The sequence below is a fragment of the Oribacterium sp. C9 genome, assembly GCF_002007235.1.
Lineage (GTDB): Bacteria > Bacillota > Clostridia > Lachnospirales > Lachnospiraceae > Oribacterium.
This window is the reverse complement of record NZ_MUHW01000018.1, coordinates 16,238-32,605: the sequence shown is the minus strand read 5'-3', so window position 1 is coordinate 32,605 and position 16,368 is coordinate 16,238. Positions and strand designations below refer to the sequence as shown.

General features: G+C 44.2%; 13 protein-coding genes and 1 riboswitch. All 13 genes read right to left on the bottom strand.

Annotation, left to right across the window (positions count from 1 at the left end):
• Positions 1 to 142 precede the first annotated feature (142 nt).
• On the bottom strand, positions 143 to 778 hold the full coding sequence (thiE, locus tag BXO88_RS11595) for a thiamine phosphate synthase (protein ID WP_078037893.1): 636 nt from the start codon (positions 776 to 778) through the stop codon (positions 143 to 145).
• 65 nt (positions 779 to 843) lie between these two features.
• A riboswitch (TPP riboswitch) is annotated at positions 844 to 955 on the bottom strand.
• A gap of 196 nt (positions 956 to 1,151) precedes the next feature.
• Positions 1,152 to 2,039, bottom strand: coding sequence for a bifunctional 5,10-methylenetetrahydrofolate dehydrogenase/5,10-methenyltetrahydrofolate cyclohydrolase (locus BXO88_RS11590; protein ID WP_078037892.1), 888 nt, complete (start codon positions 2,037 to 2,039; stop codon positions 1,152 to 1,154).
• A gap of 113 nt (positions 2,040 to 2,152) precedes the next feature.
• Positions 2,153 to 2,836, bottom strand: a complete 684-nt coding sequence (locus BXO88_RS11585; protein WP_078037891.1) for a cyclodeaminase/cyclohydrolase family protein — start codon at positions 2,834 to 2,836, stop codon at positions 2,153 to 2,155.
• Between the two features lie 32 nt (positions 2,837 to 2,868).
• Entirely contained in the window at positions 2,869 to 4,065 is a 1,197-nt protein-coding gene (coaBC, locus tag BXO88_RS11580) for a bifunctional phosphopantothenoylcysteine decarboxylase/phosphopantothenate--cysteine ligase CoaBC (RefSeq protein WP_078037890.1), read from the bottom strand.
• Positions 4,066 to 4,087: 22 nt separating this feature from the next.
• The gene (locus BXO88_RS11575) at positions 4,088 to 4,873 is read right to left on the bottom strand and encodes a type III pantothenate kinase (RefSeq protein ID WP_168171694.1); all 786 of its coding nucleotides are present in this window, start codon (positions 4,871 to 4,873) and stop codon (positions 4,088 to 4,090) included.
• A 57-nt stretch (positions 4,874 to 4,930) separates the two neighbouring features.
• The gene (locus BXO88_RS11570; RefSeq protein WP_078037888.1) at positions 4,931 to 5,614 is read right to left on the bottom strand and encodes an ECF transporter S component; all 684 of its coding nucleotides are present in this window, start codon (positions 5,612 to 5,614) and stop codon (positions 4,931 to 4,933) included.
• Positions 5,615 to 5,846: 232 nt separating this feature from the next.
• Positions 5,847 to 6,521, bottom strand: coding sequence for an NUDIX hydrolase (locus BXO88_RS11565; RefSeq protein WP_078037887.1), 675 nt, complete (start codon positions 6,519 to 6,521; stop codon positions 5,847 to 5,849).
• 244 nt (positions 6,522 to 6,765) lie between these two features.
• Positions 6,766 to 8,019, bottom strand: a complete 1,254-nt coding sequence (locus BXO88_RS11560) for an aspartate aminotransferase family protein (RefSeq protein WP_078037930.1) — start codon at positions 8,017 to 8,019, stop codon at positions 6,766 to 6,768.
• Between the two features lie 21 nt (positions 8,020 to 8,040).
• On the bottom strand, positions 8,041 to 8,928 hold the full coding sequence (argB, locus tag BXO88_RS11555) for an acetylglutamate kinase (RefSeq protein WP_442944931.1): 888 nt from the start codon (positions 8,926 to 8,928) through the stop codon (positions 8,041 to 8,043).
• A 72-nt stretch (positions 8,929 to 9,000) separates the two neighbouring features.
• Positions 9,001 to 10,230 (bottom strand): bifunctional glutamate N-acetyltransferase/amino-acid acetyltransferase ArgJ, encoded by a 1,230-nt coding sequence (gene argJ, locus BXO88_RS11550; protein ID WP_078037928.1) that lies wholly within the window; start codon positions 10,228 to 10,230, stop codon positions 9,001 to 9,003.
• 305 nt (positions 10,231 to 10,535) lie between these two features.
• Positions 10,536 to 11,798, bottom strand: a complete 1,263-nt coding sequence (locus tag BXO88_RS11545; RefSeq protein WP_078037886.1) for an argininosuccinate synthase — start codon at positions 11,796 to 11,798, stop codon at positions 10,536 to 10,538.
• 495 nt (positions 11,799 to 12,293) lie between these two features.
• A complete protein-coding gene (argH, locus tag BXO88_RS11540) occupies positions 12,294 to 13,625 on the bottom strand; it encodes an argininosuccinate lyase (RefSeq protein WP_078037885.1) in 1,332 nt (443 codons plus the stop codon).
• 112 nt (positions 13,626 to 13,737) lie between these two features.
• Positions 13,738 to 16,338: a YfhO family protein gene (locus BXO88_RS11535; protein WP_078037884.1), complete on the bottom strand. Its 2,601-nt coding sequence runs from the start codon at positions 16,336 to 16,338 to the stop codon at positions 13,738 to 13,740.
• Positions 16,339 to 16,368 lie beyond the last annotated feature (30 nt).

Sequence of the window (16,368 nt, the reverse complement as noted above, 5' to 3'; positions counted from 1 at the left end):
GGTCCATTTTGATTTGTCACCAGACAAGGACCGATATCATACTGCATCTATATTTCACGATGCCGGTATCTGCATTTTTGCAGCCAACAACACTAATTTTATATAGCGACCTCAGGTGGTGCCCCCAAGAAGCCGCTTATCTTTATCCCACTATTTTTTCGGCTGTCTTTCTGAGCCTTTCTGCAGCTCCTCTGATGTCTTCCTGTCCGAAGATGCTGCTGACAACCGCTATTCCGGCAGCGCCTGTACCTTTAAGTTCAGAAGCATTGGACTCATTTATCCCCCCTATTCCAACAACAGGTATATCCACAGATCGGATGATCTCTTTAAATGTTTCCTTCGTCATGTATATGGCGTCTTTCTTCGTTGCTGAACCGTAAAGAGCTCCTGATCCCAGATAATCCGCTCCGTTTTTGCAGGCAATCGCTGCCTGTCCCACAGTTTTTGCAGTGACTCCCACTATCTTCCCGGGACCTATGATCTTTCTTGCATCTTCCGGAGCCATATCCTCCTGACCAACATGAACTCCATCAGCATCGATGATCCTGCAGAGCTCCACATCGTCGTTAATAATGAAAGGAATATTCCGGCTCCTGCAAATAGCCTGAAGCTCTCCGGCTAGCTTCAAAAGATCCTCTCCCTTTAGCTCCTTTTCTCTTAACTGAAGCATGGTGATTCCACCTTCTATGGCCTCCACAACTGCTTCTGCGAGTGTCTTCCCCTTCGGAAGACATGTTCTGTCGGTTATGCCGTATAATACAAGTGAATTCTTGTTCATATAATATTCTCCCGGGCTTTATCGCAAAAAAGGGACTATCCTAATTCGGATAGTCCCACTACAGGCGTTAAATAAAGCTCACTCCCTACGTTGGCATGATCCAAATCAGGTTTCATAGGGTCCGGAACGCACAGTTCCTATCTCAGCCGGTTCTGACCGACACCCCCGTTTACTTCAATCGTAATATATTCTATTCCATCGATGCATCAACAATTCATCGATGAATAATAACTGCTTAACAGTTATTGATTTCCTTACCAAAGTGATTATATCACTTTATATCATTAATATCTCACATAAATTTCGTTTTTATAATGAAATTTAGTTATATATACATAAATATCCCGTGATATAACACTGACCAGGTTATGACTTAGCTTTCGCTGACATATTCATCCTTTGTGTCATCCACCTCAGGAAGATTCATGAGACGTCTGGCAGCATCTATAAGATGTCTTGCAAGCACGGCTGTTGTCACTGTGCCTACTCCTCCCGGAACAGGTGTAGCCGCACCTGCCTTTAATACGATCTGATCCCAATCACAATCACCACAAAGATTACCCTGCTCATCAACATTGATACCAACGTCGATCAGTGTTGCATCTTCCTTTATATATCCGCTGCTGATCTGCTTTGCCTTACCTATAGCAGCGATCACGATATCCGCATCACTGGCAACAGCCTTGATATTCTCTGTTTTTGAATGGCATACAGTAACTGTGGCATTTTCCTGAAGAAGCAGCATGGAAAGAGGCTTTCCAACCACCATGGAACGTCCGATGATGCATGCTTTTTTTCCCGCCATCTCAATGTTATAAGCCTTGAGTATCTCGATAACAGCCTGTGCAGTACAAGGTGCAAATGCTTCCTTATCACCACGCATCACGCCGGAAACATTGGCATCGGTTATACAGTCGATGTCCTTCAAAGGGTTCATCTTCTTAAGCATGGCCTCTTCATCGATCTGCTTCGGAAGAGGGCGCATAACGAGGATTCCATGGATCTCAGGATCATTGTTGATGAAATCAAAGACCTCCTGAAACTCTTTGTCTGTACAGTTCTCCGGAAGCTCATAGTCCTTTACCTCGAGACCGAAATCCACAAAACGCTTTTTAATGCTTCTTTCATATGAAAGGTCTGCTTCCTTGTTGCCTACTCTTAAGATAGCAAGTGCCGGCATGATACCGTTGTACTTTCCTACAAAGTCAAGACACTCTCCCTTTATTCTGTCCGCAATGAGTTTTCCTCTTAATTCCTGCATGTTCACTCCTGTATTTTTATTAATAATTATTGTTCCCTGAATAGGTTCATATGCATATGAGCTGACCTGGATATTTCAGAGAAACGATGATCAAAGTGTTTCCTTAGATCATATCACGAAAAGTCCACCTTATTTCTTGCTATACGATCTTTTTCAGCATTATACTCCGGTCTCACGGAAGCCTCGACCTGCTCATATATAAGTCTCGCCCTGCTCTTTCCGTCCGTTAAAAGCTTATAGGCATATTCATTTAGCTCTATCATACGGTTTCTGTTCTTCATCATCTTTGTGTTAATGTAGACATTCATAACCGCACCCTGAAGTGCTGTGCTAAGGAAAGATACGCCGACACCCACATCACTCAACATAAGCTTTGATCCGTTATCCGCAAGCTCCTGCATGTAATTCAGGGCTTCACATGCACACTCCATGACCTTAATAGGAGTCATGGAGGCATTGGACAGACAGGTCTCAAGAGTGGTCTCCTTATAGTCCTTCTCTTCCACTGTCTCACTCGGAAGTCCGTAAGCCTGACTCAGAGGATAGAATACCTTTTCATCTTCATCCGAAAGTTCCAGAAATCTGGTCCTCAGCTTTTCAAGCTTATCCTTTATGATCTGAAGTCTCGGCTCAAACTCTGCAAATTTCTTTTTTCCGCTGGTGAAAGACACCACCATAAGCCCGAGGCTGACACCGTAGGCTCCTGCCAGGGCACTGGCACCTCCGCCACCCGGAACAGACTCCTTAGCCCCCAGTTTATCAAGATAATCCTTAAGTTTCGTTTCCTTTGATGTCATATGCTCTCCAATCGTATAAACAGTATAGTGAATTATCTCAGTCTCATTATCTCATCCAAAAGCCTGTGAGCTGCATCCCACTTGGACATAAGCGGAAGCTCAGTTTCTGAATTCCTTGAGATCAGTGTGAGGACATTGGTGTCACCCCTGAAGCCGGCTCCCTCCACCTTAACGTTGTTTGCAGCGATAAGATCAAGGTTCTTTTTCTCAAGCTTCTTACGGGAGTTCTCAACCATGTTCTCGGTCTCCATGGAGAAACCGCAGAGGAACTGTCCTGCCTTCTTATGGTCACCGAGGAACTTCAGTATATCATCCGTTCTTTCAAGGGGTAGACTGAGATCCGAGCCGTCATCCTTTTTCTTTATCTTGTTATCCGCTACAGTCACAGGTCTGTAATCCGCAACAGCTGCAGCCTTTATGATGATATCAGTCCTATCCTGTCGGGATGTGATCTCTCTGAACATATCAGCCGCGCTTCTGATGTTTACGACCTCCACTCCTGCAGGAGCCGGAAGTTCAACAGGTCCGCTCACAAGTGTGACATCGGCTCCTCTGGAAGCTGCGGCAGAAGCGATGCTGTACCCCATCTTTCCTGTGGAACGATTGGTCAGGAAGCGTACAGGATCCAGATCCTCACAGGTAGGTCCGGCACTTACCACGACCTTAAGTCCCTTCATGTCCTTTTCATGGGCGCAGGTGTTTATGATCCAGTCAACGATCACTTCCGGTTTTGCAAGCTTTCCGGAACCGTTGTATCCGCAGGCAAGATGTCCGCTCTCAGGATCGATGATGATAAATCCGTATCTCTTTAGCTTCTCTATATTATCCTGAACTATAGGATTGTTCCACATATGAGTATTCATGGCCGGTGCGATGAGCTTAGGACACTCGCAGGCAAGAAGTGTTGTGGAAAGCATATCATCGGCTATTCCGTTGGCAAGTTTTCCTATGATATTGGCTGTCGCAGGTGCGATGATCACACAGTCAGCCTTATCCGCCAGTGCTATGTGCTCCACTTCAAAAGGATGGTTTCTGTCAAAGGTATCGGTAGTCACCTTGTTGTGGCAGAGACCCTCAAATGTATTGGGAGTGATGAAGTTAAGTGCGTTTTCTGTCATGATAACATCAACATTGGCATGATTCTTGACAAGTCGTGAACAGATATCCGCTGCCTTGTATGCGGCTATACCGCCTGTCACTCCCAGTAAAATATTCTTTCCTTTTAACATAGGTAATACTCCTCAATATAGATCAGCTTTTATCCATAGTTGACTTCAGATACAGCAGTTCAAGTCCGTTCAGAAGAAGATCCGGCTCGAAATTAGCTTTATTTTTAAGCCATGGGATGACGAGCTTGCTGAGTCCGCCTGTAAGCACCAGTGTGAGCTTCTCAGGCTCTATCTCCATCTCTTTGGCTACTCTTTCATGTATACCGTCTATCATGGCTGCTGTGCCAATGACTACACCATTTATCATACATGAAACAGTATCATCACCCAAGAGCTTTTCAGGTGCATCCGCCATAAGCTCCGGCAGCTGTGCGGTTTTTTCCGCCTCTGCATCAAGGCTTAGCTGAATACCGGGCGAAATCATGCCACCGATGAAGAAACCTTTGCTGTCAATGGTGGACATGGTGGTACAGGTTCCGAGATCGTAGATCATAAGTGGAGATCCGTACTTTTCCTTAGCAGCCAGCATATCCACCATTCTGTCCATACCGAGAAGGGACATGTCGTAGTTTTTCACAGGAATGTCTACATTGTTCTTGTTGGCGATGATGGGCTTACAATGTGTCAGACGACGTATGGCAGAAACAAGTATAGGATTGATATCCGGTACCACAGAAGAAATTATGGCGCCGTTTATCTCATCGGCTGAAACATTATTATCATGAAAAACAGACTTAAGCTTGTTCATGAAGCTCAGCTGATCCCATTTTATACGTGTTTCTGCTCTGTCCTGAAAAAGCTTTTTTCCGTCTTCGAAAAGGCCTATTACTATATTTGAATTTCCGACATCTATTAAAAGTGTTTTCATTTTTTTCTCGCAAAAAATGCCAGTCGTACCGTAAACGGCTTTGACTGGCATCATATATTACTTATTTACTATACGTGCTTTAATAAGAGCTGTTACAACAACAGGAACGATCACAGCGGCAACAAGCATCTCCGGAACACCGTTTGCAAATACGATACCAAGAATAACGCTCAATACCTTTTCTACAGGGATACCGTTAGCTGCAGCATAAGCATTCTTGAATACTGCATAAATTGTTCCCATAACCAGTCCGGTATTTGTAAATGCGCCAAGTGCACCGCAAAGAGCAAGAAGTACAAAACGTACTGCGTCATTCATCTTAGGAAGAACCTTTGTTACGCCCTTGTAAAGAATAAACGGTGTAACACCTACAAGGATACGAGGTACGAAACAGATGAACAGTGCCCATGGTGAACCGTGTGAAAGACCCGGAACAGGAACTGTCGGTGTAAATGCAAAGGATAAGATGCTTGGAGTCATGATGTTCTTGAAAAGACTTGTAGCTCCAAAAAGGAATCCGAGAAATGCACCCTTCTTAGGTCCCATTACTACAGAACCGATGATAACAGGTACATGTAAAATTGTTGCTTTGATAAGAGGCAGATCAATGATTCCGAACGGGGTAAATGCCATGATCAGAACGATAGCTGTAAACATCGCCATGATTGAAAGGTCACGTACCTGGCTTGAGACATTGATAGCTCTTCCTGATGTTGCTGAAGTTGATACATTATTATTCATTTTTTCCCTCCTGCTGCGGTCTTTGTCTTACGAGGCGCTCTCTGTACGACTATCGTACAGATCCCTCTGCGAAGTATCGCGCAATCAACATTATGTCATCACTATGTTTTGTATGCAATATTCCAAGATGATTTTTTTTGCATACATTAGTGGCTAAATGTTTTCATAGGTAAACATCGACTGGATTGTATAAAATATAATTTAAATAAATCTAAACTTTATTAATTAAAACTTATCCCTTCCTCACCATCAGCCATGCCATGATATGAACAGCCTGCTGGAAGTTTCCTTCTTTGATCATCTTTTCGATCTCCTGTGGTGATGTCTTAACTACATTCACAAACTCCGTATCATCCAGATTCTGTCCTGAGACCTTTCGGCAGTTTTCAGCTACGAAAATATGTGCATAGTTATCGGCTATGGTTGCGTTTGACGGTACAGTAATAAGATGTCTCCACTCATGAGACTCATATCCCGTCTCTTCAAGAAGTTCTCTCTTCGCAGCCTGCAGTGCAAGCTCTTCTGAGTACTCTTCTGATCGTTCTATTGATTCTGAAGATTCGGAAGCTTCCGGTATAGCAAGAGACTCTTCTGCGTATTCACCTGAACTTCCAGTTATTTTTTCGTCTTTTCCTTCTATTCCACCTGCAGGGAATTCTGTAGTGACACATTTGATCCCCTGTCTGAACTGCTTCACACAGATATAGTTATCATCAGTATCCGTGGCTACGATCACCACGTAATCTTTCCTGCTATAGCTATAGAATGGTCCCACTACATTTCCATCAGGGAAACGCCAGGAGCTTTTCCTGAAATCTATCCACTCATCCCGAATTATATGTTCTGTACTGACTTCTACCCAGTTCAATTGATTTTCTGATTCTTTTCTTAAATCTCTGTCAACCATTTAGTATCATCCATTCTCATCTGACATAAGTGTCATAAGTCTGACTTTCACTTTTGACCGCACATAAGCGGAAGATAGACTTTTAACACTCACGTCATAATATACATCTTTTTAAAACCCCGGGCAATTCAGGCTTTGATCCCATAACCACAAAAAACACAGGACCCTGAAATCCATGATCCTGTGCCTTAAGCATTACATATTCCGAATTATAAACAGAAAATCCAAATCCCATCGGACTGTCTTATTCTGCACTTTCAGTACCTTCACTCATCCCGTCCAGCACTGTCATAAGCTTTTCCTTCATGGCTTCCACATGCTCACGCTCGATAACGAGAGGTGGAACGAACCTGATGGTGTTGTGTTCAGCGGAAATAAGTATGAGCTGCTGCTCAAGGAGAGCCTTGCTGACGATATCGGATACCTTTACATCAGCTGCGAACTCAAGTCCCTGAATCAGCCCCTTTCCTCTGTGATCCACGACAAGCTCAGGATATTTCTCCTTAATCTCATCGAGAGCCTTCCAAAGGTGTACACCCATTTCCTTTGCGTGTCCCGGAATGTCTGCCTCCTTGAACACATCAAGTACAGCAGATGCAACAGCACATACGAGAGGATTTCCTCCGTAGGTTGAACCGTGATCTCCGGGCTTCATAGCGTCGGCAGCCTTTCCCGAAGCAAGGAATGCTCCGACAGGGACTCCGTTTCCAAGAGCCTTTGCCACTGTAAGTACATCCGGCTTCACGCCGAACTCCTGCCATGCGAACATATATCCTGTACGTCCCATGCCGCACTGGATCTCATCGAAGATAAGAATGAGATCGTTGTCATCACAGATCTGTCTCACACCCTTCAGGAACTCTTCAGTTGCAGGATAGATCCCACCTTCACCCTGGAAGGTCTCGAGTATTATGGCTCCGGTGTTTTCATTTACAAGTGCCTTGACCGAATCAAGGTCGTTGTATGTTGCAAACCTGACTCCGCCTACAAGAGGCTCAAAAGGCTCTCGATAATGATCCTTTCCCGTCACACTGAGGGCACCCATGCTTCTTCCATGGAATGAACCCTGCATGGCGATGATCTCACTATTCTTCTTTCCCTTATTGTAGTTATATCTGCGGGCGATCTTCAGTGCTCCCTCTATGGCCTCGGTTCCTGAATTTGTAAAGAACACTTTGTCCATCTCTGATACAGCAGTGAGCTTTTCAGCAGCCTCAATTGCAGGCTCGTTGTAGAAAAGATTCGATATATGGAGAAGCCCTTTGTCTATCTGTGATTTTAAAGCATAATTTATGAGCTCATTTCCGTATCCGAGTCCGCAAACAGAAATTCCTGCACCAAAATCCAGATACTTCTTGTCTCCTACGTCGTAAATATATACCCCATCTGCATGATCAAAGACCACAGGGAATCTGTTGTAGGTCTTATAGAAATACTTTTCGCCTTCATTGCGGAGACGATCGTTAACTACATTCCCCTTTACGATGGTATCATCCATAAATTTCATTTATTTCTCCTTTTAGTCGAAATGCTTATCTATCGACTTCTCGATCATGGTTCCTATACCCTTGTTTGTGAAGATCTCAAGCAAGAGACAGTGCGGCACTCTTCCATCCAGTATATGCACCTGATTTACGCCCTTTTTCATGGCATCGATACAGTTCTGAAGCTTTGGAAGCATACCTCCCCCCAAAACTCCCGAATCTATCATGTTCTGCGCCTCGTCGAGATTCAATGTGTGAATAAGGGATTCCTTATCTTCAAAATCCTTATATACTCCCTCGACATCAGTCAGATATGCCAGCTTTTCAGCATTCATAGCTGCAGCGATAGCGCATGCCGCATCGTCAGCATTGACATTATAGGTCTGCCCATGATCATCAAATCCTACAGGGCAAATGATAGGTATGAATCCGTCATCCAGCATATCCTTAATGATGGTTGTATCTACACCCACCACCTCACCGACGAAACCGATGTCCTGACCATTACTGAACTTCTTCACGCACTTCAGGAGATTTCCGTCCTTGCCTGAGATTCCCACGGCCTTACCACCTAGGTTGTTGATGAGCTGCACCAGAGACTTGTTCACCTTATTGAGAACCATCTCTGCGATCTCCATGGTATCCTCATCGGTAACGCGAAGTCCGTTTACGAATCTCGGCTCCATGCCGACCTTTCCTATCCATCTGGAGATCTCTTTTCCGCCTCCGTGAACGAGGATAGGCTTGAGACCTACCAGCTTAAGAAGTGATACGTCCTGCATCACCTGCATCTTTAGATGCTCGTCAGTCATGGCTGATCCGCCGTATTTTACGATAACAACTTTATCCTGGAATTTCTGAATGTATGGCAATGCCTCCACAAGGGTAGCCGCCTTATTCATTATATCCTGTGAAATCTCCATCATTTCCCTCCAAGGTTCAAATCATTTAACGGGATGTAGAGCTTCTATCCCGGCTTAACTTACTTATAAGGATCAGGTACGGTATTCTGCGTTAATGTCTACATATTCATGAGTAAGGTCACAGCCCCATGCCGTTGCAGTTTCGGTTCCCTCGTTCATCTCGATAAGAGCCGTAACTTCCTGATATCCAAGTATCTCAAGAGCGAAATCCTCATCGAAATCAAGAGGAACTCCCTGCTTATAAACTGCGATCTTTCCGATATCATTTACAAAATAAAGATCTACCTTCTCAGGATCAAATTCCGCTCCGGAATATCCCATAGCACAGAGGATACGTCCCCAGTTTGCATCCTTTCCGTAGATGGCAGCTTTGGTAAGTGTGGAGGATACAACGGCTCTTGCAAGAGTTCTTGCCTCTTCCTTATCCTTAGCCCCCACAACCTTTGCTGTGAAAAGATGGGATGCACCTTCACCGTCAGCAGCCATACGTGTGGCAAGTGTACTGTTTACCTGATGAAGAGCTTCACAGAATGTCTTGAAATCCTCATTTTCTTCTGTGATCTCAACATTTCCTGCTGTACCGTTTGCAAGGATAACGCAGGTATCGTTTGTTGAAGTGTCTCCATCAACAGAGATCATATTGTAGGTATCAGTGATGTCGGCACTGAGGGCTTTCTGAAGCATTTCCTTGGAGATGGCAACATCAGTAGTCAGGAAGCATAGCATGGTGCACATACGCGGATGGATCATGCCTGACCCCTTCGTCATTCCACCTAAGTGAACCTTCTTGCCTGAAAGCTCAAACTCCAGAGCAAATTCCTTGTTCACTGTATCGGTTGTCATGATAGCCTTACTTGCAAGAGTCGCATTTTCTTCTCCTGCATCGAGCTTCAGAACCATCTCTGAGATAGCGTCCTGCATCTTTTCAACAGGAAGCTGCATTCCTATGACACCTGTAGAAGCCACCAGAACCGAGTTTTCCGAAAACTCATTTCCGAACTGATAAGCCACGCTTCTTGCAAGTGCGAGACATGCATCAAGTCCTTCCTTGCCTGTGCAGGCATTTGCGATGCCGGAGTTCACAACTACAGCATGAACCGGCTTTCCTGATGCAACCACCTTCTTATCCCACTGAACCGGGGCAGCCTTAACTACATTTGATGTAAAGGTTCCTGCCACAGTACAAGGCTCCTTTGAAAAGAGAAGAGCCATATCTTCACGACCCTTCTTTCTGATTCCCGCTGCTGCTGAAGCAGCCATAAATCCTGAAGCGGCACACACACCGCCTTTAACTGATATCATTCCCATAACTCACCTTTTATATGCATGAACTGCAAATCAATATCTTAAAATCTACTTTATCATATTTCTGAAAGGAATAATAAAATTAATTATTATTCAATAATTATATGCATCAATATGCATTACGCTTTCAAAAATGAATAACTAATCATTTTTGTGATAATGCCTGGACCGAAACATTATCAACCGTCTTATATGAATTCAGCTCTCCGGTTTACCGCGCCGAAGAGCCTCATTCTATGAGCAAGCTTCTTCAATATATGCAGCTTTCTGCATCATGAAAAAGATCTTACCGGATTAAATGATCACTTGTTGTTCTCAAGATTCTTTACTTCAAGCATCTTCATGGCACGTACCTTCTCAGGAAGTCCGAAAAGAGTGATGAAGCCTGATGCATCATGATGATCGTAAAGATCACCTGTTGTGAAAGAAGCAAGAGACTCGTTGTAAAGTGAATATGGTGATGTGGTTCCTGCCTTGATGACATTACCCTTGTAGAGCTTCATCTTGGTAACACCTGTCACATACTGCTGAGTTGATTTGACAAAAGCCTGAAGAGCCTCACAAAGAGGGTCGAACCACTTTCCTTCGTAAACGACCTGAGAGAACTTTGTGTCTACCATCTGCTTGAATTCCATGGTCTGACGGTCGAGGATGAGCTCCTCGATCTGCTTATGTGCCTCCATGAGGATGGTAAGCCCCGGAGTCTCATAAACACCTCTGCTCTTCATACCTACTACTCGGTTCTCAACGATATCGATGATACCGATTCCGTTCTCTCCACCCAGCTTGTTGAGCTCGATGATGATATCCTTTACGCTCATCTTCTTTCCGTTAAGCTCTACAGGAATACCCTTTTCCCATTTGATCTCGACTGCTGTCTCCTTGTCAGGTGCCTTTTCAGGTGAGTTTGAAAGCACCAGCATATGGTCGTAATTCGGCTCCTGTGAAGGATCCTCGAGCTCAAGTCCCTCATGTGAGATATGAACTATATTACGGTCACGGCTGTATGAATTATCTGCTGAAAATGTAAGTGGAATGCCCTTTGACTTGATATAGTTAAACTCATCTTCACGGCTCTGAAAGGTCCAGATATCTGTCATTCGCCATGGAGCGATGATATCGAGATCAGGTGCCAGAGCCTTGATGGAAAGCTCAAAGCGGATCTGATCATTTCCCTTTCCTGTAGCACCGTGGCAGATAGCCTTTGCTCCTTCCTTACGAGCGATCTCAACCAGCTTCTTTGCGATTGCGGGTCTTGCCATGGAAGTTCCTAAGAGATATTTATTTTCATAAGTTGCGTCTGCCTGAAGGCAAGGTACAACATAGTTGTCACAGAAATCATCGGTTATGTCCTCGATGTAGAGCTTTGAGGCTCCTGAAAGCTTTGCTCTTTCAGCAAGTCCGTCAAGTTCGTTTCCCTGTCCTACATCTACGCAACAGCATATAACCTCGTAGCCGAAGGTTTCTTTAAGCCATGGTACGATAGCTGTTGTATCAAGTCCGCCTGAATATGCGAGTACTACTTTCTCGCCCTGTGTGTTGTTCTTGGGTGTAAGATTGCTCATAATTACTCTCCTTTTCAAAACTATCCATTCCATACTGTGACAGTACCGGTTTAACCCTGAAGTGTGGTAAGTACTTCGTACTCTCGACATCAACTCTTTAAATCGATGCTGTATGAAAGTTTTATCTGATGTTTGGATAATACGCTCAATTGAATAAAAATGCAAGCTTTTTCTGTATAATAATGCATATTTAGTCATTTTATATTGCATAAAATATCATATAATTCATTTTTAAGGTATATTTATACATATGCATGAGTAATATCAGTCATAACCAAATCCTCTCAACTGGAACACATATTCCCATCGCACATGGCATATTGTTACATCTCACAGCTCTGCTGTGAGATGTCGCGTTGGCTGTCATATGTCAGCGTGTGCAAGCACCCGCGTCCGCATGACAGCCTTATCGCAAAAAAAGCAGGACAGCCGAAGCTGTCCCGCACTTTCATTCCACACAGAAAGACCTCAGAGTCTTCATCTCACGACATCACATCAAAGCTGCTCTCCCGGAGCTCCCTTTGTCTTACGGTTCTTTACGCAAACCTCAAGTGAGATCGCTTCATAGATATCATCATCGATCTTATCGCATATCTCACGATACTCCTCGATATTAAGATCATCCAGTGCACACTTCTTCTTTTCGCAAAGAAGAACAAGCTCACCAACTATTCCATGAGCTGTACGGAAAGGAACACCCTTACGTACGAGATAATCCGCAACGTCTGTAGCATTGGTAAAACCACGCTTTGCCGAATCCTCCATACGAGGCTTATTCCATGTCATGGTGCTTAACATACCGTTCATAAGGATAACAGAATTTGTAACTGTATCCATGGCATCAAACGCCATCTCCTTGTCTTCCTGCATATCCTTGTTATATGCGAGCGGAAGTCCTTTCATGGTTACCATGAGACTCTGAAGTGCTCCATATACACGTCCGGTCTTACCGCGGATAAGCTCAGCTATATCAGGGTTCTTCTTCTGCGGCATGATGCTCGAACCTGTTGAATAGGCATCTGAGATCCTTACGAACTGATACTCGTTTGAGTTCCAAATGATTATCTCCTCACTGAGACGGCTGAGGTGCATCTGTATTGTGGAAAGATCAAACAGGTATTCAAGAAGATAGTCTCTGTCCGAAACAGAATCCATGGAGTTGTCTGTTGCTTTTCTGAATCCAAGCTCCCTTGCGGTGAAATCTCTGTCCAGAGGATATGTTGTTCCTGCAAATGCCCCCGCACCTAAAGGGCACTCATTTAAACGATCCCTTGTGTCACCGAGACGACTGAGATCCCTGAGAAACATCTCCCTGTAGGCTCCCATATGATGTGCGAGTGTCGTTGGCTGTGCCTTCTGAAGATGTGTGAAGCCCGGCATAAAGCTGTCCTTATTCTCTGCTATGAGCTTCTCAAAGGTATCTATAAGCTTCTTAAGCTCCTTTATCATACCGTCGATATGGTCTCTCGTGTACATCTTCATATCGAGCGCCACCTGATCGTTACGGCTTCTTCCGGTGTGAAGACGCTTTCCGGCATCACCTATACGCTGTGTAAGCTCAGCCTCGATAAAGCTGTGAATATCCTCTGCATCACCGCCTATCTGAAGCTTACCATCCTCTATATCCTGAAGTATGCCCTGAAGCCCCTTAACGATTTCACCGCTATCCTCCTTTGAGATGATTCCCTGATTCCCCAGCATCTTTGCATGCGCGATGGAACCTGTGATGTCCTGCCTGTACATACGCTTATCAAAGCTGAGTGATTCGTTAAATGCCTCTGTCAGTGCATCCTCTGCTTCTGTAAATCTTCCGCCCCAAAGCTTCATGTTATTCCCTCCGAAAAAATAAATATAAAAACCCAGTCTATAGATAACCATACTACAGACCGGGTTCGATGTTAAATAATAAAAAAGAATATCAGAGATTCATATTTGATGATCATTCTTCTGTAAGAGCAGCATCCTCATCCTCCTCATATCTCTCCGGAAGCAGCTTTTCTACATAACCATAGCGTTTTGTCAGGAGATTGATGATGATAAGTGCAAGCAAACTGAGGAAGCTGATCAAGAGTCCCGGCTTAAGACCTCTTGGAAAATATCTCATCTCGATGGAATGAGTTCCGGGATCAAGCCTGACACCTATAAATGTATCCTTTACCTTTAGAAGCTCAGTCTTTACTCCGTCTACATATACAGTCCATCCTTCATCATATGGAATCGAAGTCATCATGACTCCCCCATCCTTCGTCGTTATATCGCCTGACAGACTGGTATCATTCCAGGAACTGAGGTTCCAGGACTCATCATTCAGCTTTTCATAGACCTTTCCCAAAGCCTGATAATCGAAGTAATAGACATCAGCATCCAGAGCCTGTTCGTTAGTCTCATTTATGAGAGTGACCTTCTCTCCTGCCTCCAGATAACCGAGCTCAATAAAAAATCCTCTGTCCACATTTGAGGTCTTTTTATTTCTGTAGCCGTAATCAACAGTGACCTCCTTTATGGATGAGTTGTTGACATAAGCATAGTACTCTCCGGCAATTCCCGCAGTTAATACATACTTCTTTCCTTCAAAGCTTCCCAGCATGTTCTTAAGAACAGGATCTGTATCCAGTGCTTCACAGAGACTGTTCTGTGAAAGAGCCGGTGTTCCCATATCGGTGTTCCAGTTCTTAAGCTCCTTATCTGAAAACATGTATCCCAGAGGCAGACTGTAGCTGTTTCTGTAGATTGAAGTATCGCCTGACTCTGCTACATAGTTCAATGCTGTCTCCGTAGGTGCAGCGGGCTCCTGAGAATAGATACCATACTTTACTCCGAAGAGCATATTCATGAGCGGGGTGGAACCTGTGATGGAGTATGCATTAGTGGAAGCCTCCATACCCATATCCTTGAAGAAATCGGTGCAGGCAGCATATGCGGTAGATGAGAACAGGGACACACTCGGGAAGTTCATCCAGGCACCATCATCCTTGGTCTTTCTGGTCATCTTCTCAAATCTGTAGAAGCCATCATCCTTTTCCCTGACCTTTTCCACCATAGTCCGAACGTCAGCATTATCCTGAGTATAGGAAACTCTTGAAGTAATTGTAACGGAGGTGACCGCCATGTTTATGGTAAGCTCCATAAAAAGCACAAAAAGAACGCAGATCACTCCCAGCGGACGGTTAAGCTTTCTCTGCCTGTCAGCGTACATGAAGAAAAAGTATATAAGCACGAAAAGCATGGCAACATAGAATGTGTACCACTTTATAGCATCATCCGTAACGAGCTTCTGGGCAAGTATGATGAAGCCGAGGGCAGATGCAAGCGATATACCCAGCTGCTTTACGGATGCTTCATGACGCTTTATATAAGCCTCATAACACATGCCTAGTACTATGAAGATATAGATGAAGCTCTGACGGCAAGGCAGAGAATTCGGATAATGAAATCCATGCCAGATGAAATTCAGCACATTTATGCTGAAGCTGAGGAAAAAGAATATAAGAAGGACGCCGTTGACAGCCTTCTCCTTTATCCTGATCCTCTGATTCATAAAATACAACGGAAGCAACAGGAACACCATGGCTCCGGCATAGATATTGGGCCAATGATCCAGTCCCTGCTCTGTCTCCACTATTGGCATCTGGCGGGCGAACATATCTATGATAGTGAAATACTGCTGAACCACCTTCGGGAAATTGAAATCACCTGAAGCCGTAAGCTGAAGCGCAAAGATCTCGGGAAGCAGTGTTACAGCGGCAAGACCACCTGCAATCAGAGAATAGACTCCGAATCTTAAGCCTCGCACCATGAAGCATTCGAAGCCATAGGCTCCAGTTTCATCATCCTCTTCATCCATAGACATCATGACTCTGTGTGAGTCCACATTAACTCCTGATGTACCGTAGATCACATTAAGACAGAAGAAGTATATGACCATAAAGATACAGATCATTATGGAGATATAGTAGTTTGAAAGGATGCTGAGTCCCAGGGAAATAACGTAAAGCATACCGCTCTTGCCCTGCATAAGCCTTTCGAGTCCAAGCATTATCAGAGGAAAAAGTATGATGCAGTCAAGCCACATAAGGTTCCAGCTGTATGCTGAAACATATCCGGACAGTGCATATGCCACAGCAAAGAATACGCATCCCACTCCTCTCTTATAGAAGTGCTGCCTAAGGTAGTAGCACATGGTGACGCCTGAGAGACCTATCTTCAGAACGATGGAATAGGTCATAAATTCGAGTATGAGTCCCTTTGGACAGAGTATCATAAGCCAGTTAAGCGGACTCGCAAGATAATATGCATAGAGAGCTGCAAAGTTTATTCCAAGTCCCACATCCCATGTGTAGAGAAGTGATCGGAAATTCTGCAGCTTATAATTAAATTCCGAAGAAAAGGGTGCGTACTGATGATACATATCAGTACGTAAGAAAGTTTCATTTCCGAAGGGAAAGATGCCTCTGAAGATGAAGATCAGCAGCATCGCCGCAACAGGAAAGAAAAACGAAACAAGATAACTTTTATGTCGCTTCACATATCTTAAAAACATCAGGATCAACTCCTTACTATTTTAGTCACA

What these genes read in the sequence shown, in the direction of transcription:
- thiE (WP_078037893.1), bottom strand. Translation starts at nt 778, where the DNA reads ATGAACAAGAATTCACTTGTATTATACGGCATAACCGACAGAACATGT.
- BXO88_RS11590 (WP_078037892.1), bottom strand. Translation starts at nt 2,039, where the DNA reads ATGCAGGAATTAAGAGGAAAACTCATTGCGGACAGAATAAAGGGAGAG.
- BXO88_RS11585 (WP_078037891.1), bottom strand. Translation starts at nt 2,836, where the DNA reads ATGACATCAAAGGAAACGAAACTTAAGGATTATCTTGATAAACTGGGG.
- coaBC (WP_078037890.1), bottom strand. Translation starts at nt 4,065, where the DNA reads ATGTTAAAAGGAAAGAATATTTTACTGGGAGTGACAGGCGGTATAGCC.
- BXO88_RS11575 (WP_168171694.1), bottom strand. Translation starts at nt 4,873, where the DNA reads ATGAAAACACTTTTAATAGATGTCGGAAATTCAAATATAGTAATAGGC.
- BXO88_RS11570 (WP_078037888.1), bottom strand. Translation starts at nt 5,614, where the DNA reads ATGAATAATAATGTATCAACTTCAGCAACATCAGGAAGAGCTATCAAT.
- BXO88_RS11565 (WP_078037887.1), bottom strand. Translation starts at nt 6,521, where the DNA reads ATGGTTGACAGAGATTTAAGAAAAGAATCAGAAAATCAATTGAACTGG.
- BXO88_RS11560 (WP_078037930.1), bottom strand. Translation starts at nt 8,019, where the DNA reads ATGGATGATACCATCGTAAAGGGGAATGTAGTTAACGATCGTCTCCGC.
- argB (WP_442944931.1), bottom strand. Translation starts at nt 8,928, where the DNA reads ATGGAGATTTCACAGGATATAATGAATAAGGCGGCTACCCTTGTGGAG.
- argJ (WP_078037928.1), bottom strand. Translation starts at nt 10,230, where the DNA reads ATGATATCAGTTAAAGGCGGTGTGTGTGCCGCTTCAGGATTTATGGCT.
- BXO88_RS11545 (WP_078037886.1), bottom strand. Translation starts at nt 11,798, where the DNA reads ATGAGCAATCTTACACCCAAGAACAACACACAGGGCGAGAAAGTAGTA.
- argH (WP_078037885.1), bottom strand. Translation starts at nt 13,625, where the DNA reads ATGAAGCTTTGGGGCGGAAGATTTACAGAAGCAGAGGATGCACTGACA.
- BXO88_RS11535 (WP_078037884.1), bottom strand. Translation starts at nt 16,338, where the DNA reads ATGTTTTTAAGATATGTGAAGCGACATAAAAGTTATCTTGTTTCGTTT.